A 26254-nucleotide genomic window follows, 5' to 3' on the forward strand; every position below is an offset into this window, starting at 1 on the left:
GCCTATAATCGCCGCGCTATCCCCCACGGCGCCGCGAACCGCATGGACACCCCGCTGAAACAACGCCTGATCGGCGCCGTCGTGCTGGTCGCGCTGGCGGTCATCTTCCTGCCCATGCTGGTCCAGGGGCCGGCGCCGGACAGCGGCGTGGCCGACGTGTCGATGCGCGTGCCCGATGCGCCGGCGGGCGAATACGAGACCCGCGAGCTGCCGCTGCTGGCGCCGCCTTCCGGCCCGGCGGGGCAGGGCGGCGCGCTGCCGGCGCCGGCGCCCGCCGCCGAATCCGCCGCCGACGAGGCCGAGGCTCCCACGACCGAGCCTGAGCGCACCGATCCCGGCACGGCGGCCGGCCAGTGGGCCGTCAGCTTCGGTGCATACGCCAGCGCCAGCGATGCCGAGGCGGTGCTCTCGCGCCTGCGCCAGTCGGGCCTGCAGGGGTTCAGCGAGGCGGCCGAGCTCAATGGCCGCCAGGCCTGGCGCGTGCGCGTAGGCCCCTACCCGGACCGTGCGCTGGCCGAGGCCGGGCGCCTGCAGGCCATCCGCATCCGTGGCGACGTCAATGCGCAGGTGATCGCGCTGGATGCCGGCGAAGGCGCGTCCACGCCGGCCGCCGCCTCGCCTGCGCCCGCCGTGCCCGTGCCCGGACGCAGCACCGTCGCCGCGAGCACGGCCGTCGTGCCGGTGGACACGCCGCCGCGCCCGGCGGCCGCGTCCACCGCCGCGCAGACGACGACCGCCGCGCCGGCACGGCCCGCACCCGCACCCGCATCGACCGCAACATCTAATCCGGCCGCCAGCAGCATCGGCTTCGCGGTGCAGATGGGCGCCTTCGCCGGCACCGCCGACACCGAGGCCATGCGCGAGCGCCTGCGCGCGGGCGGCTTCAGCACCATCGTCCAGCCGGTGCGCACCGACAAGGGCGTGCTCAACCGGGTCCGGGTGGGGCCGGTGAGCAGCCGCGCCGAGGCCGAGCAACTGAAGGCGCGCCTGGCCGCCGGCGGCTTCGGCGCCGGCATGGTGGTTCCGCACCCGTGACCGCGATGCGCCGCACGCGGGCGCGACAGGGCGCATGAACGCGATCGACCTGCTGCTGCTGGCGGTGGTGGCCGCCTCGGCGCTGCTGGGGTTGATGCGCGGCTTCGTCGGCACCGTCGCCTCGGTCGTGGCCTGGCTGGGCGCGGGCTGGGTCGCGTTCCGCCATGGCGCCGAACTGGCGTTCTGGTTCAGCGACGACGGCCAGCCCGGCGCCACCGAACTGCTCGGCGGCTACGTGGTGTCGTTCCTGGCGGTGATGATCCTGGCCGGCGTGGTGGGCTGGATCATGCGCAAGCTGCTGGCCTCGGTCGGCCTGTCGGGCGTGGATCGCGCGCTGGGCCTGTTCCTGGGCCTGGCCCGTGGCGGCCTGGTGGCGTGCATGCTGGTGCTGCTGATGGCCTTCAGCCGGCTGCCGCAGGAGCCGGCCTGGGGGCAGTCGCGGGCGGTGCCGGTGCTGGTGCCGGGCGCGCAGTGGCTGGCCCGCTGGCTGCCGGCCTGGGCGCTGGACGAGCTGGACTTTGGCAATGGCCGGGCGAGCGGCGATAATTCGCTGCTGGAACGGGACGCCCTCGGGCGTGCCGCCGCGGCGGCCAGGTCGGTCGCCGAGGCGCTGCCCGCTCCGATGGACGGGGACCCAGCCCCGCCAGGCGCGGCACCGCCGCCTTCCCCGTCCAACCCCGGTCATTGACCGTCGCGGAGATTTCGCAACATGTGCGGCATCGTCGGTATCGTCGGCAACCAGAACGTCGCCGCGCAACTCTACGACGGCATGACCGTCCTCCAGCACCGTGGCCAGGACGCGGCCGGCATCGCCACCGCCGACGGCACCCGGCTGCGCGTGCACAAGGGCAACGGCCTGGTCCGCGACGTGTTCGACGCCAAGGCCATGGGCCTGCTCGAAGGCCGCGTGGGCATCGCCCATTGCCGGTATCCCACCGCCGGTTCGGAAGGGCTGGACGAGGCGCAGCCGTTCTACGTCAACTCGCCCTACGGCATCGCCCTGGCGCACAACGGCAACCTGACCAACACCGACGCGCTGCGCCAGCAGGTGTTCGCCCAGGACCGGCGCAACATCAACACCGACTCGGACAGCGAGGTGCTGCTGAACGTGTTCGCGCACGAACTGGACCTGCAGCGCGAGCTCAGCCCCGAGGCGGCGCTGCGCGCCGTGGCCGGGGTGCACCGCCGGGTGACGGGCGGCTACGCGGTGGTCAGCGTGGTGCTGGGGCTGGGGCTGATCGCCTTCCGCGACCCGCACGGCATCCGCCCGCTGGTGCTGGGACGGCGCGAGCACGGCGAGGGCGCCGAGTACATCGTCGCCTCCGAGTCGGTGGCGCTGGACATCCTCGGCTTTTCCCGGGTGCGCGACGTGCAGCCGGGCGAGGCCATCGTCATCACTCCGCGCGGGGAGATGTTCGCCGAGGTCTGCGCCGAGCCGGTGGAGCGCGCGCCGTGCATCTTCGAGTACGTGTACTTCGCCCGCCCCGACTCGATGATCGACGACGTCTCGGTGCACAAGGCGCGCATGCGCATGGGCGTGAAGCTGGGCGAGAAGATCCTGCGCCTGCGCCCGGACCACGACATCGACACCGTCATCCCCATTCCGGACACCTCGCGCGACGCGGCGCTGGAAATCTCCAACGTGCTGGGGGTGAAGTACCGCGAGGGCTTCATCAAGAACCGCTACGTCGGCCGCACCTTCATCATGCCGGGGCAGGGCGAGCGGGTGAAATCGGTGCGGCGCAAGCTCAATCCGATCCACCTGGAGTTCCGCAACCGGGTGGTGCTGCTGGTGGACGATTCCATCGTGCGCGGCACCACCAGCCAGCAGATCGTGCAGATGGCCCGCGACGCCGGCGCGCGCAAGGTCTACCTGGCCAGCGCCGCGCCGCCGGTGCGCCACCCGAACATCTACGGCATCGACATGCCCGCGGCCGACGAATTGATCGCGCACGGCCGCAGCGTGGAGGAGATCGAGGCCCTGCTCGGCTGCGACTGGCTGATCTACCAGGACCTGGAAGACCTGGAGGCGGCGGTGCGCGAGGGCAACCCGCAATTGCATCGCTTCGACTCCTCGTGCTTCGACGGCAAGTACGTCACCGGCATCGACGCCGGCTATTTCGAGCGCATCCGGCAGATGCGCAGCGACGAGGCCAAGAAGAAGCGGCGCGTGGCGTCCTGATGCCCGCGGCGTCCCGGTACGATGCCCGCCGCCGCTGCGGCATCGGTCCCGGTTGCCGTGAAGACCCTCGTGGACCCGGGCTGAGGGCGCCTACGCCATGACTTCCCTGTTCGAAGCCGCCGCGCAATGCCTGGCCGCCGCCGACCCGGGCGAGAAGGTGGCGCTGACCCACCGCCATGCCGCGGCCTTCGCCCGCGGCGAACTGCGCATCCCCCGGGATGCGCCGCCACCGGCTCCGATCCGCATGCCCGGCCGGCCGCCGCGGCCGCGCCTGGTGCATCCGCGCGAACTGCCCAAGCGCGGCCTCGGCAGCGACGAGGGCAGGGCGGCGTTCATCCATGCCATCGCCCACATCGAGCTCAACGCCATCGACCTGGGCTGGGACGCGGTCTATCGCTTCCGCGGGCTGCCGCCGGAGTTCTATCGCGACTGGGTACGGGTGGCCGACGACGAGGCGCGGCATTTCATGCTGTTGCGCGAGCGCCTGCGCGAACTGGGCCACGAGTACGGCGACTTCGACGCCCACAACGGGCTGTGGGAGATGTGCGAGAAGACCGCGCTGGACGGCCTGGCGCGGATGGCGCTGGTGCCGCGGGTGCTGGAGGCGCGCGGGCTGGACGTGACGCCGGGGATGATCGAGCGCCTGCGCGGGCTGGGCGACACCCGCACGGTGGAGATCCTGGAGACCATCCTGGGCGAGGAAGTGGCGCACGTGGCCGCCGGTTCGCGCTGGTACCGCTGGTACTGCGAGCGCGCCGGGGTGGAGCCGCGCGCGCGCTTCCGCGAGCTGCTGCGCGCATACGCCGGCGGCTACCTGCGCGGGCCGTTCAACGTCCAGGCGCGGCTGCTGGCGGGCTTCGACGAGGACGAACTGGAATCGCTGCGGCACGTGGAAGCGACGCAGGCGCAGGGCTGAGGCAGCCTGCCGGCGCCGCCATGCCTGACGGGCCACTGGCCGGTGGTTCGCCATGGCGGTCGCCGGCCCGCCGGCTCCTACGGGGGAGCGACCCGCTCGGTGGCGGTCGCCAGCGCTTCCAGCGCCATCCCGTCCGGGTCCACCCGCAGCACCGAGCCTTGCCGGTACCAGTCGCCCAGCACGATTCGCCGGCCCGCGCGGCCGCCGGCCCGCAGCGCGTGGATCGCAGGCCTGTGGGTATGGCCATGGATCAGGGTGGCCACGCCAAAGCAGGCCAGGGTGGCTTCCACCGTGGCCGGGGTCACGTCGGTGATGGTCTCGAACGCGCCGCGGTCCCCGGCGATCATTTCCTTTTGCCGGGCGGCGCTGGCCTGGCGCGCCTGCTCGGCGAAGGCCAGCCGCGCGGCCAGCGGCTGGGCGAGGAAGCGCTGCTGCCAGCCGGGGTCGCGGGTCTGGGCGCGGAAGGCCTGGTAGGCGGTGTCCTCGCTGCACAGCAGGTCGCCGTGCATCAGCAGCACCGGCTCGCCGTAGAGCGACACCACCGCCGGATCGGGCAGGACCCGCATGCCGGCGCGGTGCGCGTATGCGGGGCCGAGCAGGAAGTCGCGGTTGCCGTGCATGAAGTACACGGGCACGCCGGCGTCGGCCAGGGCGCGCAGCCCGGCGGCCACCTCGCCGCCGGCCGCCGAGGGGTCGTCGTCGCCGACCCAGGCCTCGAACAGGTCGCCGAGGATGTAGAGCGCATCGGCGCGTCTGGCTTCCCCGCGCAGGAAATCCAGGAACAGCGCGGTGATCGCCGGCCGGGCCGGGTCCAGGTGCAGGTCGGAGACGAACAGCGTGGTCATGGGCCGATTGTAGGCCGGCCCGGCAACGTCACGGTCGTCCTTCCTTGAGGGGCATGGCCGAAATGGCACATGGCTGTGCCACGGCCCCGAGTAAAGGCAGGAGGTCGTCCCCCCATGCGGGTAAAATGGCCGGATTCCCCGGAACATCGATCCTCATGACCTGCCGCACCCGCTTCGCCCCCAGTCCCACCGGCTACCTGCACATCGGTGGCGCGCGCACCGCGCTGTACTGCTGGCTGGAGGCGCGCCACCGCGGCGGCGAGTTCGTGCTGCGCATCGAGGACACCGACCGCGAGCGCAGCACCCAGGCGGCGATCGACGCGATCCTGGAGGCGATGGACTGGCTGGGCCTGGACTACGACGAAGGCCCGGTCTACCAGACCGCGCGCATCGGCCGCTACCGCGAGGTCGCCGAGCGGCTGGTCGCGCAGGGCAAGGCCTACTACGCCTACGAATCGAAGGAAGAACTCGACGCCATGCGCGAAGCGGCCATGGCCCGGCAGGAGAAGCCGCGCTACAACGGCGCCGCGCGCGAGGCCGGGCTGCCGTACCGCGACGATCCCAACCGGGTCATCCGCTTCAAGAACCCGCTCGACGGCACGGTGGCGTTCGACGACCTGATCAAGGGCCGCATCGAGATCGCCAACGGCGAGCTGGACGACATGGTGATCTTCCGCCCGGACGGCTACCCCACCTACAACTTCGCCGTGGTGGTGGACGACTGGGACATGGGCATCACCGAGGTGATCCGCGGCGACGACCACATCAACAACACCCCGCGCCAGATCAACATCTACCAGGCGCTGGGCGCGCCGGTGCCGAAGTTCGCGCACATGCCGATGATCCTGGACGAGTCCGGCGCCAAGCTGTCCAAGCGCACCGGCGCGGCCGACGTGATGCAGTACAAGGACGCCGGCTACCTGCCGCACGCGCTCATCAACTACCTGGCGCGGCTGGGCTGGTCGCACGGCGACCAGGAGATCTTCAGCCGCGCCGAGCTGATCGGCCTGTTCGACGTCAAGGACGTCAACTCCAAGGCCGCGCGCCTGGACATGGCCAAGCTGGGCTGGGTCAACCAGCATTACCTGAAGGCCGACGACCCGGCCACGATCGCGCCGCAACTGGCGTACCACCTGGAGAAGCTGGGGCTGGACCTGGCCGCCGGCCCGGCGCCGGTGGACGTGGTGCTGGCGCTGCGCGAACGCGTGCAGACCCTGAAGGAAATGGCCGAGAAGGCGGCGGTCTGGTACGTCCCGCTGGAAAGCTACGACGAGGCCGCGGTGGCCAAGCACCTGAAGGCCGGCGCCGAGGCGCCGCTGGCCAAGGCGCGCGAACTGCTGGCCGCGCTGCCGCAGTGGACGGTGGAGGCCGTGTCCGCCGCGCTGCACGAGGCCGCTGCCGCGCTGGAACTGGGCATGGGCAAGGTCGCCCAGCCGCTGCGCGTGGCCATCACCGGCACCCAGGTCAGCCCCGACATTTCCCATACCGTGTACCTGGCCGGCCGCGAGCAGGCCTTGAAACGCATCGACGCGGCGCTTATGAAGGTAATGAGGGCCTGATCCGCCGGGCCGACGGAGTCCGCCATGTCCGCCGAGCACGCCTGCACCGATCCGCACCATCACGTCGAAGGTGCCGATGCGTTCGTCCGCGCGGTCGAGCGCGCCTGCGCCGAGCGCGGCCTGCGCCTGACCCCCATCCGCGGCAACGTGCTGCGCCTGATCGCCGATGCCGGCAAGCCGGTCAAGGCCTACGAACTGCTGGAGAAGGTGCGCGAGGGCAAGGGCGTCGGTGCCGACGCGCCGCCCACCGTGTACCGCGCGCTGGATTTCCTGATGGCCAACGGCTTCGTGCACAAGCTCGAGTCGGTCAACGCCTTCGTCGCCTGCCACCACCCCAACAGCGCCCAGCACTCGGTGCCGTTCCTGATCTGCGACCGCTGCCACAGCGCGGTGGAACTGGAGGACCGCCAGGTCGTCGCCCAGCTCGATGCCCGGGCCAAGGCGCTGGGCTTCCAGCCGCAGGCGCAGACCCTGGAAGTGCACGGGCTGTGCGCGCGCTGCGCCGAGGCCGGCGGCTGACTGCCTCGCAGGAGCCGGCTTGCCGGCGCCCGTGTTCCCTCGGGTTCAGGCGGGCGGCCCTGCCTCGAGGGCATCGGCGAACCTTCGCATCAGTCTGACGAAGACATCGAGTTCGTCCCGGCTCCAGTCCTTGAAGATCGCATGGCCCATGCGTTCGCGCGCAGCGTCGATGCGGTCCGTCATCGCCTTGCCCTTTGCGGAGACGACCGCCTCGCGCACGCGGCGGTCGAGGGGGTTCTCGCGGCGCTTCACCAGGCCCAGGCTTTCGAGCTTGGCGACCTGGCGGCTGACGGTGGTGTAGTCGCGGCCCGCGCGCTCGGACAGCTCCACCACGCCGATCGGCCCCAGCCGCTCGATGCCCACCAGCACCGAGAACAAGGCCCGGTCGAGCCGGATGCCGGCCTCCTCGATCATCCGCTCGTCGTTCCGCGGCCGGTTCATCGCGCCGGCGATGCCGACCAGCGCCGCGTGCAGCGCCTTCATCTGCGCCGATATATGTGCATCTTGCACATTGTTTTTCGTTGGCATAGCATGGCTCCTATCGAGTGCATATTACACATATTGGAGTCGCCATGGCGCATCGTTCGACGACCGACGTGCTGGTCTGCGGGGCCGGCGCGGCCGGCCTCACCCTTGCCATCGAACTGGCGCGCCGCGGCGTCCGGTTCCGGCTGGTCGAGAAGAGGGCCACGCCGTTCCCGGGTTCGCGCGGCAAGGGCATCCAGCCGCGCACGCAGGAGATTCTGGAAGATATGGGCATCCTCGACAGGGCGGTGGCGGCCGGCGGCCTCTACCCGCCGCTGCGCGCCTACCGTGACGACGGCGGCTGGACCGATGCGGACATCGCCGAGCACGCCGGGCCGACGCCGGCCGAGCCCTACCGCCTGCCCCTGATGGTTCCGCAGTGGGTGACCGAACGCCTCATGCGCGAGCGGCTGGCCGAGCTGGGCCACCGGGTGGAATTGGGCTGCGAGCTGCTCGGCTTCGAACAGGACCGGGACGGCGTCGCGGCGCGCCTCGCGGGCCCGGCCGGCGAGGAGACCGTGCATGCCCGCTATCTGGTCGGTGCGGATGGCGGGCGCAGCTTCGTGAGGAAGGCGCTCGGCGTGGACTTCCCCGGCAAGACCCTCGGCGTGCGCGCGCTCGTCGCCGACGTCGTCCTGACCGGGCTTGACCGCGATGCCTGGCACCAGTTCAACGGCGGCGACATGGCGCGGACAGTCGCGATCTGCCCGCTGGCCGGAACCGGCCTTTTCCAGATCCAGGCGCCGATCCCGCCGGATGCGCAGGCCGACCTCTCGGCCGAAGGGCTGGGCGCCCTCGTCGCCGAGCGCACGGGACGCACGGACATCCTCGTGCGCTCGGTGTCCTGGGCCTCGGACTACCAGATGAACGCGCGGCTGGCCGAACGCTACCGCGTGGGCCGGGTGTTCCTGGCCGGCGACGCCGCCCACGCGCATCCGCCCACCGGCGGCCAGGGGCTGAACACCAGCCTGCAGGATGCCTACAACCTGGGCTGGAAGCTCGCGGCCGCGCTGAAGGGCGCGCGGGAAGACCTGCTCGACAGCTACGAGGCCGAGCGCCGCCCGGTGGCCGAGGCCATGCTCGGTCTTTCCACCCGGCTGCTCGATGCCCAGAAGCAGGGCCGGATGCGGCGCGGACGCGAGGTGCTCCAACTCGACATCGGCTATCCGGACTCGCCGCTGTCCAAGGAAACGCCCGCACGCACCGGCGGCCTGCGGGCGGGGGACCGTGCACCGGATGCCCCGGTCCGCGGCGCCGCAGGCCAGGCCACGCGGCTGTTCCGGTTGTTCCAGGGGACGCACTGGACGTTGCTGGCCCATGAGGCAGGCGATGCGTTGGTCGAGCCACGTCCGGGCCTGCATGTCCACCGCATCGGCGCGCAGGGCGAGGTGGCCGATGCCTGGGGGCATGTCCGCGATGCGTACGCATTGGCGCCGGGCGCGTGCGCGCTGATCCGCCCGGACGGATACGTCGGCGCGATCTTCGACGCGGAGCGGACCGCGAAGCTCGAGGCCTATCTGGCCCGGATGGGGGTGGCTCGGCTCGAGGAAGCATCCAGGTGAAGCCGGGGGCGCGTCCGGCTGGAGCCGGCCGGCGCGGCCGAAGCCGGCCGCATCGTTCGTCCTGAAGCGAAAAGGGCGGTGCCGTTGCCGGCACCGCCCATCCAGGCCGGTCGAGGGAGAGGGCTCAGAACCAGGCGCGGATGCCGAACGCCAGCGCGCGCCCCGGCAGCGGCGCGTAGTCGCGCAGCAGCGAGGTGTGCGGGCGCACCTCCTCGTCGGTCAGGTTGCGGCCATCCAGGAACAGTTCCCAGCCGTTGCCGCCGGCGCGGTCCCAGCGGTAGGCCAGATGCGCGTCGACCAGGGTGTAGGCGGGGCTGGGCGCCTCGTTCTGCGCCACGTCGTCCTGCTTGCGATGGTGCACGGCTCCCAGCGAGGCGCGCCAGCCGCCCAGGGTCCAGCCCAGGTCGGCACCGAGGCGGGCCGGCGCGATGCGGGGCAGGTAACCGTCGTTGTCCAGTTCCACCCGGTAGTGGTGGAAGTGGTCGCCGTGCGGCACGGCGAAGCCGACCTGGCGGCTGCCGTCGCCGTCCAGCCGCGCACGCACCCGGTCGGCGAACAGGCGCAGGTCCCAGGCGCCGCTGGCGTTGTCGGCCAAGTGCAGCACGGCCTCGGCCTCGGCGCCGGTGAACACCGCGTCGGCCTGGGTCCACAGCCGCACCGGGGTGCCGTGTTCCTCGATGCCGGTGTCGGCCAGGTAGATGAAATCGTCGAAGCGGCTGCGGTAGACCGACAGCTTCAGGTCGAAGCGTTCGTCGTGGGCGTGCAGGCCGATCTCGCCGCGCAGCGCGCCTTCCACGTCCATGCCCGCATCGCCGATCTCGATCGAGCCGGTGGCCACGTGCAGGCCGCCGGCGAAGAGCTCCTCCTGGGTGGGCGCGCGTTCCGACCGGTCCAGGCCCAGGCGCAGGTCCATCGCCGGGTTCAGGCGCCAGATCGCCGCGGCCGACAGGCTGGTCGCGCCGAACCGGCGGTCCGTATGCCCGTCCTCCGGTTCCACCCGCACGCGGTCGTGGCGCGCGCCCAGTTCCAGCTTCACCGGCCCCAGGGTCTTCTCCTGCAGCAGGAACAGGCCCTGGCTCGCGGTCACCGTCGCCGGCACGAAGGCTTCCTCGCCGACGGCGGCGAAATCCACGCGGCCCAGTTGCAGGCCGAAGGCGCCGCGCCAGCCGGCCATTTCCTTCTGCACCGCCTGGATGCGCGCATCGTAGCCCTGGCTGGTGAAGCGGGTGCCGACCTCGTCGCCTTCCAGCTCGACGTGCTCGTAGTCGCTGTAGGCGCCGTGGACGTCGATGCGCTGCAGGAAGGACAGCGGCTCGTACACGCCGCCCTTCAGCTCCAGCCGGTTCTGGACCATGTCGATGCGCACGTGCTCCTCGCCGTGCGCCTCGTCGCCATGCGCGTGTTCCTCTTCGTGGTCGTGGTCGTGGTCGTGTCCGTGGTCGTCTTCCGCATGCACGTGGGCACCGGCGGGAATGCCGTAGTTGGTGCGATAGGTACTGGCGGCCAGGCCGAAATAGCCCGTCTCGCCGAGCCAGGTCGCCCCGACCGCGCCGGCGCGGGTCTTGAGCGAGCTGTTGCCGAGGCGGCCCGGCACGTCTTCGTCGTGGTCGTCTTCGCCCGGGTGGTCGTGGTCATGGTCATGCCCGTGGTCGTCGTCGTGCGCGACCGCCGCAAGGCCGGGGATGTCGTAGTCGCCGGTGTCGCGCAGCAGGCCGTCGATGTGCAGGACCAGGTTGCCGCCGCTGACGCCGTCGAGGCGGAACATGCCGCTGCGCTCGTCGTTGACGGTATTGCCGCGGATCTCGGCGCGGCCGCTCAGCGGCCGGTCCGGCAACGCGCGGGCGATGCGGCCGTCGACCACGTTGACGGCGCCGCCGATCGCGCCGCTGCCGAACAGCAGCGTGGCCGGTCCCTTCAGCACTTCGATCTGGTCGGCCAGGAACGGCTCGACGCTGGCGGCATGGTCGGCGCTCACGGTGGAGGCGTCCATGCTGCCCAGGCCGCTGGCCAGCACCTGCACGCGCGGGCCGTCCAGGCCGCGCAGGATCGGGCGGCCCACGGCCGGGCCGAAGTAGCTGGTCTGCACGCCGGGCAGCTTGGCCACGGTCTCGCCCAGGGTGGCGCCCTTGGCCTGGTCCAGCGCATCGCCCTGCAGCACTTCCACCGGGCGGGCCAGCGATTCGGCGTCCCCGGACAACGGCGAGGCGGTGACCTCGATGGCAGGCAGTTCGGTCGGTTCGTGGGCCATGCCGGCGAAGGGCAGGCCGGCCAGCGCCAGGGCGGCAGCGAGGCGGGTACGGCGGGGAAGGAGGAGGCGCGCGAGGGTGGGCATGTGGAATATCCGTAGGGAGTGACGGCGGGTTATGGATGTTATAATATATCCTCCAATCCACCGCCATCCGTCAAGGCCCCCGATGCCAGATACCCACCGCGACCTGCTGGACCGTTTTGGCGCGACCGGCTCCCTGTTGTGCGCGATCCATTGCGCGCTGACGCCGCTGTTGCTGGCGGCCTTGCCGGCGCTGGGCCTGTCGCTCTGGTTCGACGATCGCCTGGAATGGGCGCTGGTGGTGTTCGTGACCCTGCTGGGCCTGTTCAGCCTGGGCTGGAGCTATCGCCGACACCGGGTGTTGCGCGCGCTGGGTGTGCTGGTGCCCGGCCTGGTGGCGCTGTGGGCAAGCCTGCTGTATCCGCCGCTGCACGAGTCCACGGTGCCGCATGCGGTGGCGATGACCTTCGGCGGCACCCTGGTGGGGATGGCGCACCTGGTGAACCTGCGCTTGAACCATGGCCACGTCCATGACGCCGGCTGCGCCCACTGAGCACGGCATGCTAGGCTTGCCGGCCTGTCGCGCAACGCGCACCAGCCGAACAATGCTAATTCTCAAGGAGTCGAAAGATGGGCAAGGGTGACCGCAAGACCGCCAAGGGCAAGCGCTACAACGCCAGCTACGGCAATGCGCGCCGCCATGGCGGCACCCGCGCCGCCGCGGGCGCCGCTGCGCCGGTGGCGAAGAAGAGCGTGGTCAAGCCGGCCGCCAAGAAGGCCGTGGCCAAGAAGACGGTGGCCAAGGCCGGCTGAGCCGGGGGGTTCCCGCGTAAGGGCGGCAACCGGAAACGCGGCGCATGGCGCCGCGTTTTTCATGGGCGATAGGTTTCGCGCCGATGCCGTGGGGAACCGCCGCGAAGGCTCGGCCGCCGTGCGATTCCGTACCGGAAGGGATTCCGGAAGAGCGGACCGGCAGGCCGCTCAGAACAACAGCGAGGCCATCTTCCGCCGGTACTGGCCCACCAGGTCCTCGTCCTCGACCACGCGGAAAGCGTCGATCAGCGCCTGCTTGGGCAGGCCGTCCTCGAAGCCGCGGTCGCGGCGCAGCATCTCCAGCAACTGCTCCAGGCCGGCGGCGGCATCGCCACCGACCAGGTGGTGCACCGCCAGCAGGTGGCGTGCCTTGAGGTCGTCCGGATTGGCGTCGACGGCCTGCTGCAGAACCGCGACCGGTGGCGCATTCTCGAGCAGGCCGGCGAAGCCGAGCCGGGCGCGGGCGCGGACGCTGCGGTCGTCGGTGGCGAGGTTGGCCGGCAGCGCGTCGAGCAGTTGCTCGGCTTCGGAGGCGGAACCGGTCTTCAGCAGCGCCAAGGCCAGGTCCAGCTTCAGTTCGGCCTGCTCGGGCTCGGCCTCGATGGCCTCGCGCAGGCGCACGACTTCCTCGTGCGGGTCCAGCGGCGCGAGATCGACCGCGGTGTCGTCGTCGTCGCCGGCGGCCGGCTCGATGCCGTGCTGTTGCAGGAACTGGCGCAACTGGCCTTCCGGCAACGCGCCCTGGAAGGCATCCACCGGCTGCCCGCCGATCAGCAGGAACACGCTGGGTACCGAGCGGATCTGGAAGGCGGCGGCGACCTGCTGTTCGCGGTCCACGTCGACCTTGGCCAGTATGAAGGCGCCGCCATATTCGGCGGCCAGCTTCTCCAGCACCGGCGTCAGCGACTTGCACGGACCGCACCAGGTGGCCCAGAAATCGACCAGCACGGGCGTCTGCAGCGATTTCTGCAGGACCTCGGTCTCGAAGGTGGCGGTGGTGACGTCGAGGACGTGGGGCAGTTCGCTCATGGATAGGGGGCCAGTTCCGGGATTGCGCAGGGATATGGTGCCTGGCCGGGCAGGATACAAGACAGCGCGGCGCCGGGAGGGTGGCGCCGCGCCGAAGTCATGGCATCACGGTGCCGGTGGCGAGGCCAGCGCGGGAACCGACGCGCCGTGGTCCGCCACCGAGGCCGACGGTATTGCCGGGGCAACCGATTCGGAGGAACCGGGCAGCGACAGCTCGGGATTGGCCTGCACCGCCTGCAGCGCCTCGATGCGCTGGTTGATCGCGTCCAGTTCGCTATGGCTGGCGCGCAGGTCGCTGCTGAGCGAAACCGCCTGCTGGCGGGCCTGTTGCAGGGCGGTGCTGACCTGCAGCGATTGCTGGCGCTGCATCTCCACTTCCTGCTGCAGGTTGCGCAGGCGCTGCTCGTTCAACGCGACCATGCGCTCGGTGAAGCGCTTGCCGGCATCCAGGCGGACCGTGTCGATGTAGACCTGCGCCAGGTCTTCGGTCTGGGCGACGAAGGTGCGGTAGTAGCGCTCCGCGTCGTCGACCGAGTCGGTCTTGATGACGCGCCAGAACTCGCGGTCGCGGAACAGGGCCACGTAGTAGTGGAGACTCTGGGTATAGAACAGCAGGCTGGCGCCGTAGTTGCCGTTGTAGGTGGTGCGCAGCTCGGTAAGCCGGCCGCCGTCCATGAGCTCGCGCAGTTCGGCCACGGTGCTGCCGGCGGCTTGGTCGGCCGGCGGCGCGGCGGTGGCTTCCTCGGGCGTGCGTGGCTGCTTCCAGGGCCGCGCCGCCGAGGCATCGGCCATGGCCAGCACGGTGGCGGCCAGCAAGGGCAGGCAGGCCAGCGCTGCCAGGCGCGGACGGGACGGCGTGCAGCCGGTGCGGGTGCGTTCCTTGACCATGACTCTCCTTCCCAGGGGGCGCAGGGTTCCGGTTGTCGCGCCAGAGCCCGAGCATGCGCCGGTACGCGGCACAAGGCAAAGGGGGGCGACGGGGCGGTGGGAACCGGAGGGGCGTGTGATTGCGGTCATTGGACGAGCCGGACGGGTTTGCATTGGATGGAGTGCATGTGGACGTCGGTGCGGCCCAGTTGGATGCCGAGCACATCTTCCAGGGTCTCGCCGAGGAATCTGCCGACGGCGTTGAGCAGGGGTTTGAGTAGTGCCAGGGCCGGCTTGAGCACCAGGCACAGCAGCCCATTGCAGGAGACCGCATCGGTAGTCGGGTCGACCAGCCCGCCTTCATCGGCATGTGGGTCGAGGAAGCCATTCGGCGCGGTGCGCAGGTAAGACACCAGGTTGTTTCTGACACAGGCGTTGTAATTGAGGTTGCCAAGCAGCGAATCGCACCGGTTGACTACCAATCCCCCCAGCAACCCGCCGAGAAGTACGTCCAGAGTGCCGAAGCCATCGCCGGTAACCAGGGCGCGATAGCTGTCCCAGACCGAACCATCGCTCCAGCAAGTATTGAGGCCCAAAAGGCCGCAAGGGCTGGGGACGGCTGCTTTCACCTCCCATTGACCCAACGGTTCCAACCCGGAGGCGCTGGAGCCGTTGCGCAGCGCCTGGATGATGGTGTCTACGTTGTAGCGGCCGCTCCCGGGATTCGTGGCAGCGATGTAGCGACTGGCGAGTCGTTGTGCGGTGTCTTGCTCGGGGGCGTCCGAGTTCTTGGGGTTCACGCCTTGCGCCATGATTCCCAGGAGTTTTTCCACGAGTTCGGAGACGGTAGCGCCGACTGCCAGTGGATTGGCGCGCACCGAGCCGCTCTGGCCCTCGGCCAGCGTGATGTCCTGGGTGTCGGGCAGTGCCGGCAGCGAGAACCGGCCGTTGACCACGGGTGCCCCGAACAGGCGCAGCAGTTCCTCGTCCTGGAGCTGGCTGTCGCAGACCGCCTGAGTGGAGAAGCGCAGCGCCGGCGGAACCCGGCCGACGCAACTGCGCAGGATCGAGGACTGGACGCGCACGGTGGCCGTCGGCGGGTCGGCATTGCAGTCGATTTCCTGCAGCGTCCCCATCGCGTTGACCAGGTCGAGGTGGATCGGCAGGTGCAGGCGCACGTCCAGGAGGCCGAGAAGGCTGGAAACGGCCGGGATGTTGTTGCTGTCGATGTCCAGGAACACCCGCACCTGCGCGTTGTAGGCAGTGACGCCGGGGCCGCCGATGGCGATGGAGGGCGGCTCGATGATGCGGGCTTGCGCCGTCACCAGCCCGAGGATGTCCAGTCCGTCCACGGTGACGGCATTGTCCCCGCGCGCGATCGCGATCCCGGTGTTCAACAGGCCGTATACGTCGACTTCTGCGTCCAGGACGCCGTTGATGGCCGCTTGTCCGGCGTCGATCCGGGCGAACAGGCCGCCCTGCTCGGGGGTGGAGCCGAGCGGGATCGACAGGCGATTCAGGTCGATGGCGGGCGCGAGGGCGTTGCGCAGCGCAGCCAGGTCGATGTCGGCCGCCTCGCTGCGCGAGACCAGCACGGCGCTGGCATCCAGCAGGTCGCCCAGCGAGACGGTACGGCCGGCCAGCAAGGCATCCAGCTCGCCGGCGCCGATGTCTGCCTGCACCGGGATGCCCAGTGCCTCCAGCAGGCCCCTGGGCGTGGCCTTGACCTGGGCCAGGCCGTCGTAGCCGAGCACGCTGGTGCCGTCGAGGTCGGCGCCGACCAGTTTCAGGGTGGTGCCCAATGGGGTCTGGCCGTCGATCCGCAGCAGTTGCGAGCCGACGCTGAAGCTGGCCTGCGGGTCCGGCAGGATGGCCACGGCCACGGCTTGGATCCGAGGCAGCGTCTGGACCATGCCGAAGAACGGCACCACCGTGCGCGCGGCGACCGCCTTGACCGCGTTGAGCGGCAGCGACGGGTCGCCATGGACGAAGCGCTCTTCCACCGTGGCGTCGGGGCGCCAATGGCCGCATTCGATGCGCAGGTCGCCGGCGAAGCGGTTGTCGTCGAACGCATTGCCGCGCGCCGCGCCGTTGTCGAGGTTGTCGGGGCTGCACAGCTCCAGCGCCTGCGCGCCGGCCAGGGCCGCCAGGTCCGCCACCTTCTGGGCATCGCGCTTGGCCCAGAACAGGTAGCCGATCTCGGCCAGTCCGAGCATGCCGACCAGGGCGACTAGGATCAGCATCGCGGTCACCGACATGCCGCCCGCCTGGCGGCGGTGCGGTGGACGGCGAGCGGGCGGGCGGTGCATCGGTTCACTCCGCGCGCGCGTCTTCGGTCTCGACCGTGGCCCGGAAGAACTCCGGGATGTCGTATTCGAAGCTGCGCAGGTAGCGGCGGTAGCTGGCGTCGGCCTGGGCGCCTAGGATCGGCCGCAGCGGCGCGGCGTGGTGGCCGTCCGCCTGCATGCGCAGCAGCGCGCGCGTGGTGTCGCCGACGGCACCGCCGGCGGCCGGGAGCGCGGGGACGGCGTCGATGGACGATGCGGCGCGGATGGGCGCGGGTGCGGGCGTTGGGCGATCCGCGGCCGGGTCGTTGCCGAGCATGCGGCCGGTCAAGGGCGCTTGCGCGGGATCCGAGGCGAGCGCATCGAGGGGAAGGAGCAGGCAGGTCAGGAGCAGGAAGCGTCCGTTCATGGCGTCTACCGTTCGTCCAGGAGGCCGTCGCCGGCGGAGGGGGAGGGGCGGAAGCGTTCGAGCATCGGTGGAGGCGCGGCGATGCCGGCGGCGCTGGCCGCCAGCGGCGGGGGGGATGCGCCGCCGGTGGATGCATCGGCGCGCTGCGCATGGCGCACGGCCGGACGCAGTTCCGAGGCGAGCCGGTACACGGCCTGGCGGCTGGCATCGGGCAGCTTGGCGCCCTGCATGAGGGTTTCCGCGCGCCGGGTATCGCCCTGCAGCAGCGACCACAAGGCCAGGTTGGCGATGGCGCGCGGGTTGGCCGGGGAAAGCTCGGCGGCCATGGCCAATGGCGTGCGGGCGTCGGCGAGGCGGCCGGCGCGCAGGCGCTGGTAGCCCAGGTCGCCCAGGTAGTCGGCATTCAGCGGGGCCAGCTCGGTGGCCCTGGCCAGGGCCTGTTCGGCGCGGGCGGGCTGGCCGCCGGCGACGGCGATCAGTCCCAGTCCATGCCAGGCCGCCGCCGCGTAGGCGCCGCCGGTCAGGGTTTCGTAGATCTGCCGGGCCGCATCGGCCTGGCCGGTGCCGCGCAAGGCGTCGGCCTGCATGAGCCGCAGGCGCGGCGGGTCGCCGTGACGCTGGCGGAAGGCGTCTATATGCGCGAGCGAGGCGTAGTACGCGCCTTCGCGCTGCATGCGCTCGATCAGGCCCAGGTAGACGGTGCGGTCGTCGTCCGCGCGCCTGGCCGGCTCGTCCGCCGAGGGCGGCACGCGGTGCCCGGGGCCGGAGCCGCAAGCGCCCGCCAGCGCGGCGACCAGCGCCACCGCAGCCAGGGTCGCATGCCGCTTCGTCGAGTCGTTCATCCGCCTAGCTTCCCCAGGGTGCCGGACAGCGCGACCAACGCAGGCCCGGCAAGCACCAGCATCAGGGCCGGCAGCAGGGTCAGCATCATCACCACGGTCATCTTCACCGACAGCTTGCCGACCTTCTCCTTCATCTCCATCCGCCGCTGTTCGCGCAGGCGCAGGCTGAACTGGCGCATCGGCTCCTGCACCGCGCCGCCATGCTGGGAAACCTGGACGATGATCTGGGCCAGGCTGCGCAGATCCTCGTCGTCGTAGGACTCGGACAGCCGCCGCAGCGATTGCTCGCGCGTACGGCCGCGCATGTAGGCGGTGTTGGCGTCGCGCAGCTCTCGTCCCAGCACCGGCAGCACCGTGCCCAGCTTCTCGCCGAGCATCTGCAGGCTCTGGTCCATGCTCATGCCCACACCCTGCAGCAGGCGCAGCATGTCGATCAGCAGGGGCAACTCGTCGTGGGCCCGCTTGCGCAGGCGCCCGGCCCAGGCGCGCAGGGCCAGCTTGGGCAGGAGGATGCCGGCGGCCAGCGCGCCGACGAGTACCAGAAGCCCGGAGGCGCCCTCCGGGCGCAGCGTTGCCAGCGCGGCGAACAGCGCCAGCAGCGCCAGCGCCAGGCGCAGCCCCAGGTAGGCGGCGGCACCCGCACTGGTGTTCCAGCCGGTCTGGTCCAGCAGTATCCGGTCCTCCGGAGCCAGCAGGGCCTGCTGCAGCCGGGTGCCGTCCAGGCGCTTGCCGAAGTCCTCCAGCCAGGCGAGCAGGCGCCGGACCAGGCCGGTGGGAACCGGGGATGGCATGGCCTGGTGATTGGCGTCCAGGGCTTCCTGGAGCGCCTGGCCGGCCCGTTTCCGGATGTTCTCGCGCCACAGCAGGCCGGCGGCGAACAGCCCGGAAGCGGCGGCCAGCATGCCCAGGGCGGTGGCGAACATCGCCTGCGCATTCATAGCGACCTCGCCAGCCGATAGAGCAACAGAGCGCCGATGACTTCCATCGCCAAGGCGATCAGCAGCAGCCGGTGGCCGAGGGGCTCATCGACCATGGGCTGGAAGAACTCGGGGCTGGCGAAGGCCATCAGCAGGGCGCACAGCGGCGGCAGCAGGCCGATCACCCAGGCCGAGGCGCGGGTCTCGGAGGTGGTGGCGCTGAGTTCCTGGCGCGCTTGCTGGAGGTCGTGCATGAAGTCGCTCATGCGCTGCAGGACCTGGTCGGTGCGTCCGCCCACGCGCATGCCGGTGCCCAGCACCACGGCCAGCACGTGGAGGACGCGCAGCCCGGTGGGCTGGCTGGCCTGCGCCAGTGCGCGGTCGAGGTCCAGCCCGGTGCGCGAGGCGGCCAGGGTCGCATCCAGGAGGTCGCGCAGCGGTGGCGGCGCATGGGCGGCGGCGCTCTGGAAGGCCATCGGCAGGCTGTTGCCGAGCGCGGCGAGGCGGACCATGTGGTCCAGGAAATCGGGAAGCTGCCGCAGCAGCGCCTGTTGCCTGCGCTCGATGCGCCTGCGCAGCCACACCCAGCACAGCAGCGCATAGGTGCACAGGACCACGGGGATCACGCCGGAAGTGCCGATGCGCTGTTTGAACAGCCACGCCAGGATCAGCCCGGCCAGCGCGCCGACCAGCGGGATGCGCCAGCCGGGCGGCAGGCCCGCGCGGTACAGCCATGGGTCCCAGGGCAGCCGGCCGGGGCGAGGCGGCGGAGCGGCCGCCGCCGGCGAGGGCGCCGCCGCTGGGTGCGCGTGCAGGTGGCGCTCGACGTTCTCCAGGTTGGCCGCGTGCAGCCTGCGCCGGCTCGCGCTGCGCCAGGCTTCCATCGCGGCCGCGAGCAGCAGCAAGGCGATGCTGGCCAGCAGCAGGGCCGCGTTCACGGCGAGAGCCCTTCCATGCTCGCTTCCCGCAGGGCCTGCCGGAACGGTTCGAGCTTGTGCGAATGGGGCTGGAATCCCAGGCCGGTCCAGCGGTCCTGTTCGCGGCCGTCCGGGTCGACCCTGGATTCGTGCCGGAACATCTCCTGGGTGGTGACGGTGCGGTCGCTGACGCCGATCACCTCGGTGATCGAGGTCACCAGGCGGCGGCCGTTGCCCATGCGCGAGATCTGCACGATGAAGTCGATGGCGCTGGCGATCTGCTGGCGCAGGCTGTCCTCGCTGCCCTGGAAGCCGGCGAAGCCGGACAGCATCTCGATCCGGTACAGGCAGTCGCGCGGCGAATTGGCGTGGATGGTCGCCATCGACCCGTCGTGGCCGGTGTTCATGGCCTGCAGCATTTCCAGCACCTCGGCGCCGCGGACCTCGCCCACGACGATGCGGTCCGGGCGCATGCGCAGGCTGTTGCGCACCAGGTCGCGGATGGTCACCTCGCCCTGCCCGTCGCTGCCGCCCAGGCGGCTCTCCAGGCGCACCACGTGCGGGTGGCTGAGCGACAGCTCGGCGGTGTCCTCGACCGTGATCACGCGCTCGCCTTCGGGGATGAAGCTGGCCAGGGCGTTGAGCAGCGAGGTCTTGCCCGAGCTGGTGCCGCCGGAGATCAGGATGTTGCAGCGGCCCAGCACCATCGCGTTGAGCAGGACGTGCATGGGCCGGTCGAAGCAGCCCTTGGCCAGCAGTTCGGCCGGGGAGAACGGGTCCTTGCGGAACTTGCGGATCGACACCATCGGCCCGTCCACGGCCAGCGGCGCGATGATGGCGTTCAGGCGGCCGCCGTTGGGCAGGCGCGCGTCGACCATGGGGTTGGACTCGTCCAGCCGCCGGCCGAGCGGGGCGAGGATGCGGCGCAGGATGCGCAGCAGGTGCCGTTCGTCGCTGAAGCGCTGGTTGGCGCGGGTGAGCATGCCGCCGCTGGAGACGTGGATCTGCTGGTGGCCGTTGATCAGGATGTCCTCGATGGCCGGGTCGTGCAGGAGGTCGTCCAGGGGGCCGAAGCCGTTCAGCTCCTTGCACAGCGCGCGGGCGACCTGGGCCATCTCGGCCTCGTTGACCGGGATCTTCCATTCGCGGATGAAGGCGGCCGTCTGGCTGTCGACGTACTTCTCCACCGTTTCCGGGCTCCAGGCGTCGATGTCGATGCGCTCGTCCTCGATCGCGTTGAGCAGGCGCTCGTGCGCGGCCGCCAGCACGCTCTGGAAATGGTCGGTGTACTCGAAGGGCACCGGGTCGGCGGCACCGTCGCGCCGCTTCGCGCCGGCGGCCAGGTGCGGGGCCAGTGGCGTCACTTTGTCTTCCATCGGGATAGGCCCATGCGTGAGGCGAGATGTCGCCAGGGAGACGAGGGCTGCAGCGGGCCGGCATCGGCATGCCCGATCCGCGCCAGCAGCGGACCGAGCGCGCGCAGGTAGGGGTCGCGCGGATGATCGTGGTGCAGCAGCAGGCCCTGGCTGGCGCTGGCGCGCAAGGTCTGCAGCCGCTCGGGGATGGTGGCGATCAGCGGCAGCTCGAAGCGCTCGGCGATCTGCCGCGCGTCGATGCCGCCGCTGTCGTCGAAGCGGTCGACGATCAGGTGCAGGCGCCCGTCGCGCAGGCCGTCGCGTTCGAGCTGTTCGAGCAGCGTGTCCAGCGACACCAGGGCGCCGATCGATTGGTCCGTCACGATCCAGGTCTCGTCGGCGCGGCGCAGCAGCGCGGCGGGGCATTGCTCGGGGGAAAGGCCGCCCAGGTCGCACAGGAGGGTGTCGAACAGGGCGCACAGCCGGTCCAGCAGCGGCTCCATCGTGCCGGACTGGGGCGGGTAGGGCACGCACGAGGGGTGGCCGAGCAGGGTCAGCCCGCTTTCGTGCTGGACCATGGCCGTGCGCACCAGCGTGGCGTCGAGTCGGGCGGCGTGGTGGATGGCGTCGGCGAAATGGAATTCGCTGCGCACGCCGAGGTAGAGCGCGGCGTCGCCGGCCGGCTGGCCCAGGTCCAGGAGCAGCACCTGCGGATCGTCCGCCGGCACGCGCGGCGCCGGCCCGGCCGGTTTCCGTGCAAGCGCGCCCAGGTGGGCGGCCAGCGTGCTCACGCCCAGGCCGGCGCGGGCGCCGAGCAGCAGGATCACGCGTGCCTCGCGCGGCGGTGCGGGAGCCAGGGGCGGCCGGTTGACGGGATTGGCCGGTGTCGTGCTGATGCGTCGCAAGGTGATGGCGATATCCTCGGACGAGGCGTCTCCGGCGATGAAGTCGCGCACGCCGGCGCGCAGCGCCGCGAGGACCGCATTGGCCTGGTCGTGGTCGCTGGTGCCGACCGCCACGAGCGGCAGGTCCGGGACCAGCATGCCGAGCTGGCGGGCCAGGTCGGCGGACTGCACGTACTGGTCCGAGGCGAAGTCGAGCAGCAGGACCCGCCATGCGCTGCGGCGCGCGACCAGCGTGGTCACCGCCACGCTGCGGCTGTCTTCCCAGCACACTTCGGCGCCGACCTGCAGGAGGTCGGCCAGACGCTGCGCCCGCTCGCGCGAGGGCCCGTAGAAGGCCACCCTCATTGCGGCGTAGGCGGGACCTTGTGGAAGCATGGCGGGGAGCGGCAGCATGGTCTCGATGGAACCGGGTCAGCGTGAGAATCCGGGCAGGGCGTCGGCACCGGCGGGATGCAGCAGCCAGGCCCCCCAGGGCGGCAGGCGGGCCTGGGTCTCGCGATCGCCCGGCAGCGTCAGGGGAGCATCGCGCGCCAGCGGGCGGACCAGCCGTGGCGTGACCACGATGACCAGTTCCTTGTCCTGCCGGCGGTAGTCCAGGTTGCGGAAGAACGAGCCGATGATGGGCAGGTCGCCCAGCAGCGGGATCTTGTCGACGCTGGAGCTGAGCGTGCTGCTGACCAGGCCGCCGATGATGAAGCTCTCGCCATCGCCGAGTTCGACGGTGGTGTCGGCGCGGCGGGTGGAGATGCTGGGCACCAGCACGCCGTTGTAGTTCACGCCGCTGGAGTAGTCGAGGTCGCTCGCCTCGGGCGCGACCTTGAGCGCGATCCGGTCCGGCGCCAATACCGTCGGGGTGACGGTCAGGCCGATGCCGAACGGCTTGAAGGCGACGGTGGTGGTGCCCAGGCCCTGGGGTTCCAGGATCGGCAGTTCGCCGCCGGCCAGGAAGCTGGCGCTCTGTCCGGACAGGGCCACCAGGGTCGGCTCGGCCAGGATGCGGGCCATGCCGTTGCTCTGCAGCAGGTCGAGGTTGGCGCGCCAGTCCAGCTTTCCGTTCTTGAACAGCGACGTGGCGACCAGGCCGAAGGCCGAGGACATGGGGTTGCCGCCGCCACTGGTCCCGGGCGAGGCGATCTCGTACGTGAATCCTCCGTTGGTGTTCTCGAAGCGCAATCCGAACTGCTTGAGCACGGTCTTGTTCAGCTCCACCACCTTGACCTCGACCTGGACCACGCCGCCGCTCGCGACCGTCGAGACGTCGTCCACGGTGCCGTCCGTGCCGGTCGCCGCCGCCGCGGCCTGGCGTGCGCGGGCATGGTCGAGCAGGGTGGGCAGGCTGCCGGCGACCAGTGCCTGGTCGCCCTGGGCCAGCACCTGCGCGCCGCTGCCGGCCAGCAGCCCGGCCTGCACCGGATTGCGGACCTCCACGCGCAAGCGTTGCGGAGCGGGCTCCCCGCGATGCCACAGCAGCAGCGTGGTCGTTCCCGGCGTCTTGCCGACCAGCAGGGCCTGGCGGCGGTCGCGCAGCACGGTCAGGTCGGCGACCTCTGGATTGGCGATGGCGATCCGCTCCAGGTCGGCGGGCAATTGCCAGGGCCGCTGTTCGTGTTCGGCCAGCAGGATCGGGGTTTCCTGCGCGAGTACGGGAGCCGTCGCCAGGGCCAGCAGCAGGCCGGCCAGGCGATGCAGGAGGACGGAAGGTCGTGCTGGGCTGGGCATCGTCGGCGTCCCGGATTCAAAGTCGCTGGGCATGGGAGCCGCGTCCATCGCCGCGGATGATCTCGATGCCCGCCTCGCGGCTGGCGTTCCTGCGCGCCGGCGGCGGCGTCGGTCGTGCGCGCTGCTGGTCCTGCCCGGACAGGGCCGGCAGGTCGATGCCCGAGAACGCATGGTTCTCCGGTGCGTCCAGCGCGGCCTTGCGTTGCGCCTCACTGAGCCCGGCCTGCGGCGTCAGCACCGGGCGCGGCGCAGGGAACAGCGAGGCGTCGGCGATTCCGGTGTCGCCGGGGTGGCGCAGGCCCAGGAACAGCTTGCCGTTCTGCGCGCCCAGCAGGAGGGCATTGACCTGCGCCACCGGCACCGCGAGCAGGGCCGTCCGCGCAGCCGACTGGGCCTTGCGCTCCGGTTCGGGGGGGGCGCCGGAACCGCTGCTTGCGATCGCCTGCGCACGCCGGTCCGCGGGGGCGGGGGAGTGGGGCGCGGGCGCCCTCGCCTCGGCCGGCTGGCCGGCGTCTGCCGCAAGATCCATTGCGCCATAGCCGAGTACCCGCAGGCGCGACAGCAGCAGACGCGTCTGCGGGGCCGCCCGCTCGCCGCCGGTGGTGTTCGGGCGCAGGCTGAGGAACACGTCCACGTAGTCGCCCGGCACGATGCGGTTGCCGGCGCCGGCCAGTTCGTCCACGGGGATGGCCAGCGCCCGCTCGCCGGGGACCAGCAAGGCCGACACGCCGTGGGCGAAATGCGCGCGCGACAGCGGGGTTCCCGCGGGGATGGAGTCCAGCGGTATGGCCCCGACGAGATCGTCCCGCAGGGCGAAACCGCCGGCGACCTGCTGGGCAACGGCGACTTCCTCGACGTCGTCCCGCTCCAGGGCGATGCCCGCGGGCAGGTTCTTGGCGGCGGCGATTGCGTGGTGGGCGGACTTGGCGCTGGGCGGCGCGGCCGCGGCAGGGGCGGATGCGGCGGGTGCGGACGCCGAGCGCCGGCCCAGCATCAGGGCGGTGGCGGCCAGGATGACGGCCATGGCGACCAGGAGCAATGCGACGATGCGTATGACCTTGTACATGCGGCTCCCCTGGACGTCCCCGTGTTGCCTCTATTCGGTGCCGGTGTCGATCTGGGCGATCGCCGAACTGGCGATCGTTCCGCCCAGCACCCACCCGTACACACGCCCCACGCCCGGGATGAAGGGGTGCGTGTCGTAGTCGTAGCGGGTGACGACCTGGAGGCAACGCGCCTGCACGTTGCCGGCGCACGGTGCGGGCGTGGAGACGGCCACCGCCGCGCTGCCGGAGGACGGGCTGTCGGGAGCGGCGCAGTCCGTGCCGTTACCGCTGAAGTCGAGCAGCCACTGCATCGAGCGTGTCGCCGCCATGCAGGCGGCGGTGCGGCGTTCGGCATCGCTGCCGTGGATCACGGCGGCGCGCGCGCCCTCGGCCGAGGCCAGGGAGAGCGACTGCTGCGCGGCCAGGATCATCACGCCCGAATAGGTGAGCAGCAGCAGCGGCAGCAGGCCGAGCATCAGCAGCAGCGCGAACTCGACGGTGACGACGCCGTGCGGTCGCCGGCGGCGTGCCGCACGGCATGCGCGCGGTGAGGTGGGCTCAACCATGCCGGAATACCTCCGGCGCCAGCAGCAGCACGACCGCGCCTATCGCCAAGAAGGTGGCGTACGGCGCCCCGGTCCTGTCCCGCGATGCCATGCGTGTGCCTGCGCGCACCGCCTGGGCGGGCAGCCATCCCCGCCGCTGGAATGCTCGCGCCGGTGCCCACGCCTCGTTGCGGCGAGTGGCCAGGACGGCCACGGCGTGGGCACCGGCCAACAGGCTGGCGACGATCCAGATGGGGAGGAGGGACGGCCAGCCGAGCAGGAATCCCAGTGTGGCGAAGAACTTGACGTCGCCGGCGCCCATCCATCCCAGTCGATAGAAGGGAAGGAGCACGGCGAGCCCGAGCAGTGCGCTCAAGGCCGCGGTCGAGGCCGGCATGCCGCTCCATGGCGTGCACATCGCGATTGCGCCCGCGCTCAGGGCTGCCAGCAGTGCCCGGTTGGAGACACGCCGCGCATGCAGGTCGCTCAGGGCGACGTGCAATGCGAGTAGCAATGCGATCAGGTGGAGGGGCGACATCCTGTGCCTCCGCACTCGGTGCTGCTGTCGTGGAGCGGTCTGCGTGCCTGGTGTTCTCTCGTGCGGTCCGGCTCAGGACGGGGGGGTGGTCGCCTCCGTCACCAGGGAGGCCAGGGTCGCGAACAGGCTGGTGAAGAAATTCGTGATCTGGGTGCGCCCCACCGTGACCAGAATCCCGGCGATGACCGCGGCCAGGAGCCCGTATTCCAGTGCGGTGACTCCGTCTTCCTCGTGCAGGAAGCGCGCGATGTGTTTTTTCATTTCATTTACTCCCGTCGTTGGTCCATTCAACTTGAGAAGCCGATTTTTATTGGTTTTATAACCGCCTTAGAGAAAATATTGCGATTCCATAAGGCAGGTAAATCGATGTTGCGATGAAGTGTCTCGGGCATAAACTGTGATGGGGGTCAAGGTATGGATATTCTTTTTTTAGGCTTCCGATAGCTCTTGCTGGTTATTGAATGATGCTCGGCCGTGCGCGAGGGAAAGTATGCACGGAACCGGCAAGATAAATGCCGTAACGATAGGCTGAACTCCCGGCGATGTGTTTGTGCATTGGTTGCTTGAATCATCTTGCCGTTTATGTGCATCGCCATTCTCGTAAGGATTCGTATATAAGTGGTTGCGGGAAATGTCGTTGCGCTTTGGATTTAGT

26 protein-coding genes are annotated in these 26254 nt (G+C 70.8%); 9 read left to right on the forward strand and 17 right to left on the reverse strand.

Going from position 1 to position 26254, the window contains the following annotated elements:
* The first annotated feature begins 42 nt into the window (after window positions 1-42).
* The 4 genes from HNR76_RS04695 to HNR76_RS04710 all read left to right on the forward strand — a co-directional run bounded on the left by HNR76_RS04695 (window position 43) and on the right by HNR76_RS04710 (window position 4133).
* On the forward strand, window positions 43-1035 hold the full coding sequence (locus HNR76_RS04695; RefSeq protein WP_162311739.1) for an SPOR domain-containing protein: 993 nt from the start codon (window positions 43-45) through the stop codon (window positions 1033-1035).
* A gap of 34 nt (window positions 1036-1069) precedes the next feature.
* On the forward strand, window positions 1070-1723 hold the full coding sequence (locus HNR76_RS04700; RefSeq protein ID WP_162311738.1) for a CvpA family protein: 654 nt from the start codon (window positions 1070-1072) through the stop codon (window positions 1721-1723).
* A gap of 21 nt (window positions 1724-1744) precedes the next feature.
* Window positions 1745-3217, forward strand: a complete 1473-nt coding sequence (gene purF / locus HNR76_RS04705; RefSeq protein ID WP_162311737.1) for an amidophosphoribosyltransferase — start codon at window positions 1745-1747, stop codon at window positions 3215-3217.
* 97 nt (window positions 3218-3314) lie between these two features.
* Window positions 3315-4133: a ferritin-like domain-containing protein gene (locus tag HNR76_RS04710; RefSeq protein ID WP_162311736.1), complete on the forward strand. Its 819-nt coding sequence runs from the start codon at window positions 3315-3317 to the stop codon at window positions 4131-4133.
* A 77-nt stretch (window positions 4134-4210) separates the two neighbouring features.
* On the opposite strand, the gene lpxH is transcribed toward HNR76_RS04710, so the two are convergent.
* A complete protein-coding gene (gene lpxH / locus HNR76_RS04715) occupies window positions 4211-4978 on the reverse strand; it encodes a UDP-2,3-diacylglucosamine diphosphatase (protein WP_162311735.1) in 768 nt (255 codons plus the stop codon).
* A gap of 155 nt (window positions 4979-5133) precedes the next feature.
* Here lpxH and gltX point away from each other — a divergent pair, with 155 nt between their 5' ends.
* Both gltX and HNR76_RS04725 read left to right on the forward strand, forming a co-directional pair.
* Window positions 5134-6537 carry a glutamate--tRNA ligase gene (gene gltX / locus HNR76_RS04720; protein WP_162311734.1) on the forward strand — a complete coding sequence of 468 codons (1404 nt, stop codon included), beginning with the start codon at window positions 5134-5136 and terminating at the stop codon, window positions 6535-6537.
* Between the two features lie 24 nt (window positions 6538-6561).
* Window positions 6562-7056, forward strand: a complete 495-nt coding sequence (locus HNR76_RS04725; protein WP_162311733.1) for a transcriptional repressor — start codon at window positions 6562-6564, stop codon at window positions 7054-7056.
* Window positions 7057-7101: 45 nt separating this feature from the next.
* Here the strand turns inward: HNR76_RS04725 and HNR76_RS04730 are convergent, their stop codons facing one another.
* Complete coding sequence (locus HNR76_RS04730; RefSeq protein WP_246429011.1) at window positions 7102-7539, reverse strand: MarR family winged helix-turn-helix transcriptional regulator; 438 nt, start codon at window positions 7537-7539, stop codon at window positions 7102-7104.
* A gap of 89 nt (window positions 7540-7628) precedes the next feature.
* Between HNR76_RS04730 and HNR76_RS04735 the strand changes: the two genes are divergently transcribed.
* A complete protein-coding gene (locus HNR76_RS04735; RefSeq protein WP_162311731.1) occupies window positions 7629-9143 on the forward strand; it encodes an FAD-dependent oxidoreductase in 1515 nt (504 codons plus the stop codon).
* 124 nt (window positions 9144-9267) lie between these two features.
* Here HNR76_RS04735 and HNR76_RS04740 read toward each other — a convergent pair whose 3' ends face one another.
* On the reverse strand, window positions 9268-11475 hold the full coding sequence (locus HNR76_RS04740; protein ID WP_162311730.1) for a TonB-dependent receptor: 2208 nt from the start codon (window positions 11473-11475) through the stop codon (window positions 9268-9270).
* An 82-nt stretch (window positions 11476-11557) separates the two neighbouring features.
* Here HNR76_RS04740 and HNR76_RS04745 point away from each other — a divergent pair, with 82 nt between their 5' ends.
* Both HNR76_RS04745 and HNR76_RS04750 read left to right on the forward strand, forming a co-directional pair.
* Window positions 11558-11965, forward strand: a complete 408-nt coding sequence (locus HNR76_RS04745; protein ID WP_162311729.1) for a MerC domain-containing protein — start codon at window positions 11558-11560, stop codon at window positions 11963-11965.
* Between the two features lie 77 nt (window positions 11966-12042).
* Window positions 12043-12225: a 30S ribosomal protein THX gene (locus tag HNR76_RS04750; RefSeq protein WP_162311728.1), complete on the forward strand. Its 183-nt coding sequence runs from the start codon at window positions 12043-12045 to the stop codon at window positions 12223-12225.
* Window positions 12226-12393: 168 nt separating this feature from the next.
* Here the strand turns inward: HNR76_RS04750 and trxA are convergent, their stop codons facing one another.
* The 14 genes from trxA to HNR76_RS04820 all read right to left on the reverse strand — a co-directional run bounded on the left by trxA (window position 12394) and on the right by HNR76_RS04820 (window position 25860).
* Window positions 12394-13254: a thioredoxin gene (trxA, locus tag HNR76_RS04755; RefSeq protein WP_162311727.1), complete on the reverse strand. Its 861-nt coding sequence runs from the start codon at window positions 13252-13254 to the stop codon at window positions 12394-12396.
* 105 nt (window positions 13255-13359) lie between these two features.
* Window positions 13360-14046, reverse strand: coding sequence for a DUF2968 domain-containing protein (locus tag HNR76_RS04760; RefSeq protein WP_246429031.1), 687 nt, complete (start codon window positions 14044-14046; stop codon window positions 13360-13362).
* Window positions 14047-14267: 221 nt separating this feature from the next.
* Entirely contained in the window at window positions 14268-16430 is a 2163-nt protein-coding gene (locus HNR76_RS04765) for a TadG family pilus assembly protein (protein WP_162311725.1), read from the reverse strand.
* A gap of 4 nt (window positions 16431-16434) precedes the next feature.
* Window positions 16435-16815 (reverse strand): DUF3613 domain-containing protein, encoded by a 381-nt coding sequence (locus HNR76_RS04770; protein WP_162311724.1) that lies wholly within the window; start codon window positions 16813-16815, stop codon window positions 16435-16437.
* Between the two features lie 5 nt (window positions 16816-16820).
* Window positions 16821-17657 (reverse strand): tetratricopeptide repeat protein, encoded by an 837-nt coding sequence (locus HNR76_RS04775; RefSeq protein ID WP_162311723.1) that lies wholly within the window; start codon window positions 17655-17657, stop codon window positions 16821-16823.
* The gene (locus tag HNR76_RS04780; RefSeq protein ID WP_246429012.1) at window positions 17654-18580 is read right to left on the reverse strand and encodes a type II secretion system F family protein; all 927 of its coding nucleotides are present in this window, start codon (window positions 18578-18580) and stop codon (window positions 17654-17656) included. The genes HNR76_RS04775 and HNR76_RS04780 overlap by 4 nt, the downstream gene beginning before the upstream one ends.
* Before the next feature lie 11 nt (window positions 18581-18591).
* The gene (locus HNR76_RS04785) at window positions 18592-19512 is read right to left on the reverse strand and encodes a type II secretion system F family protein (protein ID WP_162311721.1); all 921 of its coding nucleotides are present in this window, start codon (window positions 19510-19512) and stop codon (window positions 18592-18594) included.
* A complete protein-coding gene (locus HNR76_RS04790) occupies window positions 19509-20867 on the reverse strand; it encodes a TadA family conjugal transfer-associated ATPase (RefSeq protein WP_162311720.1) in 1359 nt (452 codons plus the stop codon). The genes HNR76_RS04785 and HNR76_RS04790 overlap by 4 nt, the downstream gene beginning before the upstream one ends.
* The gene (locus tag HNR76_RS04795; protein WP_246429013.1) at window positions 20852-22144 is read right to left on the reverse strand and encodes a fimbrial protein; all 1293 of its coding nucleotides are present in this window, start codon (window positions 22142-22144) and stop codon (window positions 20852-20854) included. The genes HNR76_RS04790 and HNR76_RS04795 overlap by 16 nt, the downstream gene beginning before the upstream one ends.
* A gap of 18 nt (window positions 22145-22162) precedes the next feature.
* Window positions 22163-23470 carry a type II and III secretion system protein family protein gene (locus tag HNR76_RS04800; protein ID WP_162311719.1) on the reverse strand — a complete coding sequence of 436 codons (1308 nt, stop codon included), beginning with the start codon at window positions 23468-23470 and terminating at the stop codon, window positions 22163-22165.
* Between the two features lie 16 nt (window positions 23471-23486).
* Window positions 23487-24536, reverse strand: a complete 1050-nt coding sequence (gene cpaB / locus HNR76_RS04805) for a Flp pilus assembly protein CpaB (protein WP_162311718.1) — start codon at window positions 24534-24536, stop codon at window positions 23487-23489.
* A gap of 30 nt (window positions 24537-24566) precedes the next feature.
* Window positions 24567-25082, reverse strand: a complete 516-nt coding sequence (locus tag HNR76_RS04810; protein ID WP_162311717.1) for a TadE/TadG family type IV pilus assembly protein — start codon at window positions 25080-25082, stop codon at window positions 24567-24569.
* Complete coding sequence (locus HNR76_RS04815; RefSeq protein ID WP_162311716.1) at window positions 25075-25599, reverse strand: A24 family peptidase; 525 nt, start codon at window positions 25597-25599, stop codon at window positions 25075-25077. Before HNR76_RS04815 ends, HNR76_RS04810 begins: the two co-directional genes overlap by 8 nt.
* Window positions 25600-25671: 72 nt before the next feature.
* Entirely contained in the window at window positions 25672-25860 is a 189-nt protein-coding gene (locus tag HNR76_RS04820; protein WP_162311715.1) for a Flp family type IVb pilin, read from the reverse strand.
* Window positions 25861-26254: the final 394 nt, after the last annotated feature.

Source organism: Pseudoxanthomonas broegbernensis (genome assembly GCF_014202435.1).
Taxonomy (GTDB): domain Bacteria; phylum Pseudomonadota; class Gammaproteobacteria; order Xanthomonadales; family Xanthomonadaceae; genus Pseudoxanthomonas; species Pseudoxanthomonas broegbernensis.

What these genes read in the sequence shown, in the direction of transcription:
- HNR76_RS04695 (WP_162311739.1), top strand. Translation starts at nt 43, where the DNA reads ATGGACACCCCGCTGAAACAACGCCTGATCGGCGCCGTCGTGCTGGTC.
- HNR76_RS04700 (WP_162311738.1), top strand. Translation starts at nt 1,070, where the DNA reads ATGAACGCGATCGACCTGCTGCTGCTGGCGGTGGTGGCCGCCTCGGCG.
- purF (WP_162311737.1), top strand. Translation starts at nt 1,745, where the DNA reads ATGTGCGGCATCGTCGGTATCGTCGGCAACCAGAACGTCGCCGCGCAA.
- HNR76_RS04710 (WP_162311736.1), top strand. Translation starts at nt 3,315, where the DNA reads ATGACTTCCCTGTTCGAAGCCGCCGCGCAATGCCTGGCCGCCGCCGAC.
- lpxH (WP_162311735.1), bottom strand. Translation starts at nt 4,978, where the DNA reads ATGACCACGCTGTTCGTCTCCGACCTGCACCTGGACCCGGCCCGGCCG.
- gltX (WP_162311734.1), top strand. Translation starts at nt 5,134, where the DNA reads ATGACCTGCCGCACCCGCTTCGCCCCCAGTCCCACCGGCTACCTGCAC.
- HNR76_RS04725 (WP_162311733.1), top strand. Translation starts at nt 6,562, where the DNA reads ATGTCCGCCGAGCACGCCTGCACCGATCCGCACCATCACGTCGAAGGT.
- HNR76_RS04730 (WP_246429011.1), bottom strand. Translation starts at nt 7,539, where the DNA reads ATGAAGGCGCTGCACGCGGCGCTGGTCGGCATCGCCGGCGCGATGAAC.
- HNR76_RS04735 (WP_162311731.1), top strand. Translation starts at nt 7,629, where the DNA reads ATGGCGCATCGTTCGACGACCGACGTGCTGGTCTGCGGGGCCGGCGCG.
- HNR76_RS04740 (WP_162311730.1), bottom strand. Translation starts at nt 11,475, where the DNA reads ATGCCCACCCTCGCGCGCCTCCTCCTTCCCCGCCGTACCCGCCTCGCT.
- HNR76_RS04745 (WP_162311729.1), top strand. Translation starts at nt 11,558, where the DNA reads ATGCCAGATACCCACCGCGACCTGCTGGACCGTTTTGGCGCGACCGGC.
- HNR76_RS04750 (WP_162311728.1), top strand. Translation starts at nt 12,043, where the DNA reads ATGGGCAAGGGTGACCGCAAGACCGCCAAGGGCAAGCGCTACAACGCC.
- trxA (WP_162311727.1), bottom strand. Translation starts at nt 13,254, where the DNA reads ATGAGCGAACTGCCCCACGTCCTCGACGTCACCACCGCCACCTTCGAG.
- HNR76_RS04760 (WP_246429031.1), bottom strand. Translation starts at nt 14,046, where the DNA reads ATGGCCGATGCCTCGGCGGCGCGGCCCTGGAAGCAGCCACGCACGCCC.
- HNR76_RS04765 (WP_162311725.1), bottom strand. Translation starts at nt 16,430, where the DNA reads ATGCACCGCCCGCCCGCTCGCCGTCCACCGCACCGCCGCCAGGCGGGC.
- HNR76_RS04770 (WP_162311724.1), bottom strand. Translation starts at nt 16,815, where the DNA reads ATGAACGGACGCTTCCTGCTCCTGACCTGCCTGCTCCTTCCCCTCGAT.
- HNR76_RS04775 (WP_162311723.1), bottom strand. Translation starts at nt 17,657, where the DNA reads ATGAACGACTCGACGAAGCGGCATGCGACCCTGGCTGCGGTGGCGCTG.
- HNR76_RS04780 (WP_246429012.1), bottom strand. Translation starts at nt 18,580, where the DNA reads ATGTTCGCCACCGCCCTGGGCATGCTGGCCGCCGCTTCCGGGCTGTTC.
- HNR76_RS04790 (WP_162311720.1), bottom strand. Translation starts at nt 20,867, where the DNA reads ATGGAAGACAAAGTGACGCCACTGGCCCCGCACCTGGCCGCCGGCGCG.
- HNR76_RS04795 (WP_246429013.1), bottom strand. Translation starts at nt 22,144, where the DNA reads ATGCTGCCGCTCCCCGCCATGCTTCCACAAGGTCCCGCCTACGCCGCA.
- HNR76_RS04800 (WP_162311719.1), bottom strand. Translation starts at nt 23,470, where the DNA reads ATGCCCAGCCCAGCACGACCTTCCGTCCTCCTGCATCGCCTGGCCGGC.
- cpaB (WP_162311718.1), bottom strand. Translation starts at nt 24,536, where the DNA reads ATGTACAAGGTCATACGCATCGTCGCATTGCTCCTGGTCGCCATGGCC.
- HNR76_RS04810 (WP_162311717.1), bottom strand. Translation starts at nt 25,082, where the DNA reads ATGGTTGAGCCCACCTCACCGCGCGCATGCCGTGCGGCACGCCGCCGG.
- HNR76_RS04815 (WP_162311716.1), bottom strand. Translation starts at nt 25,599, where the DNA reads ATGTCGCCCCTCCACCTGATCGCATTGCTACTCGCATTGCACGTCGCC.
- HNR76_RS04820 (WP_162311715.1), bottom strand. Translation starts at nt 25,860, where the DNA reads ATGAAAAAACACATCGCGCGCTTCCTGCACGAGGAAGACGGAGTCACC.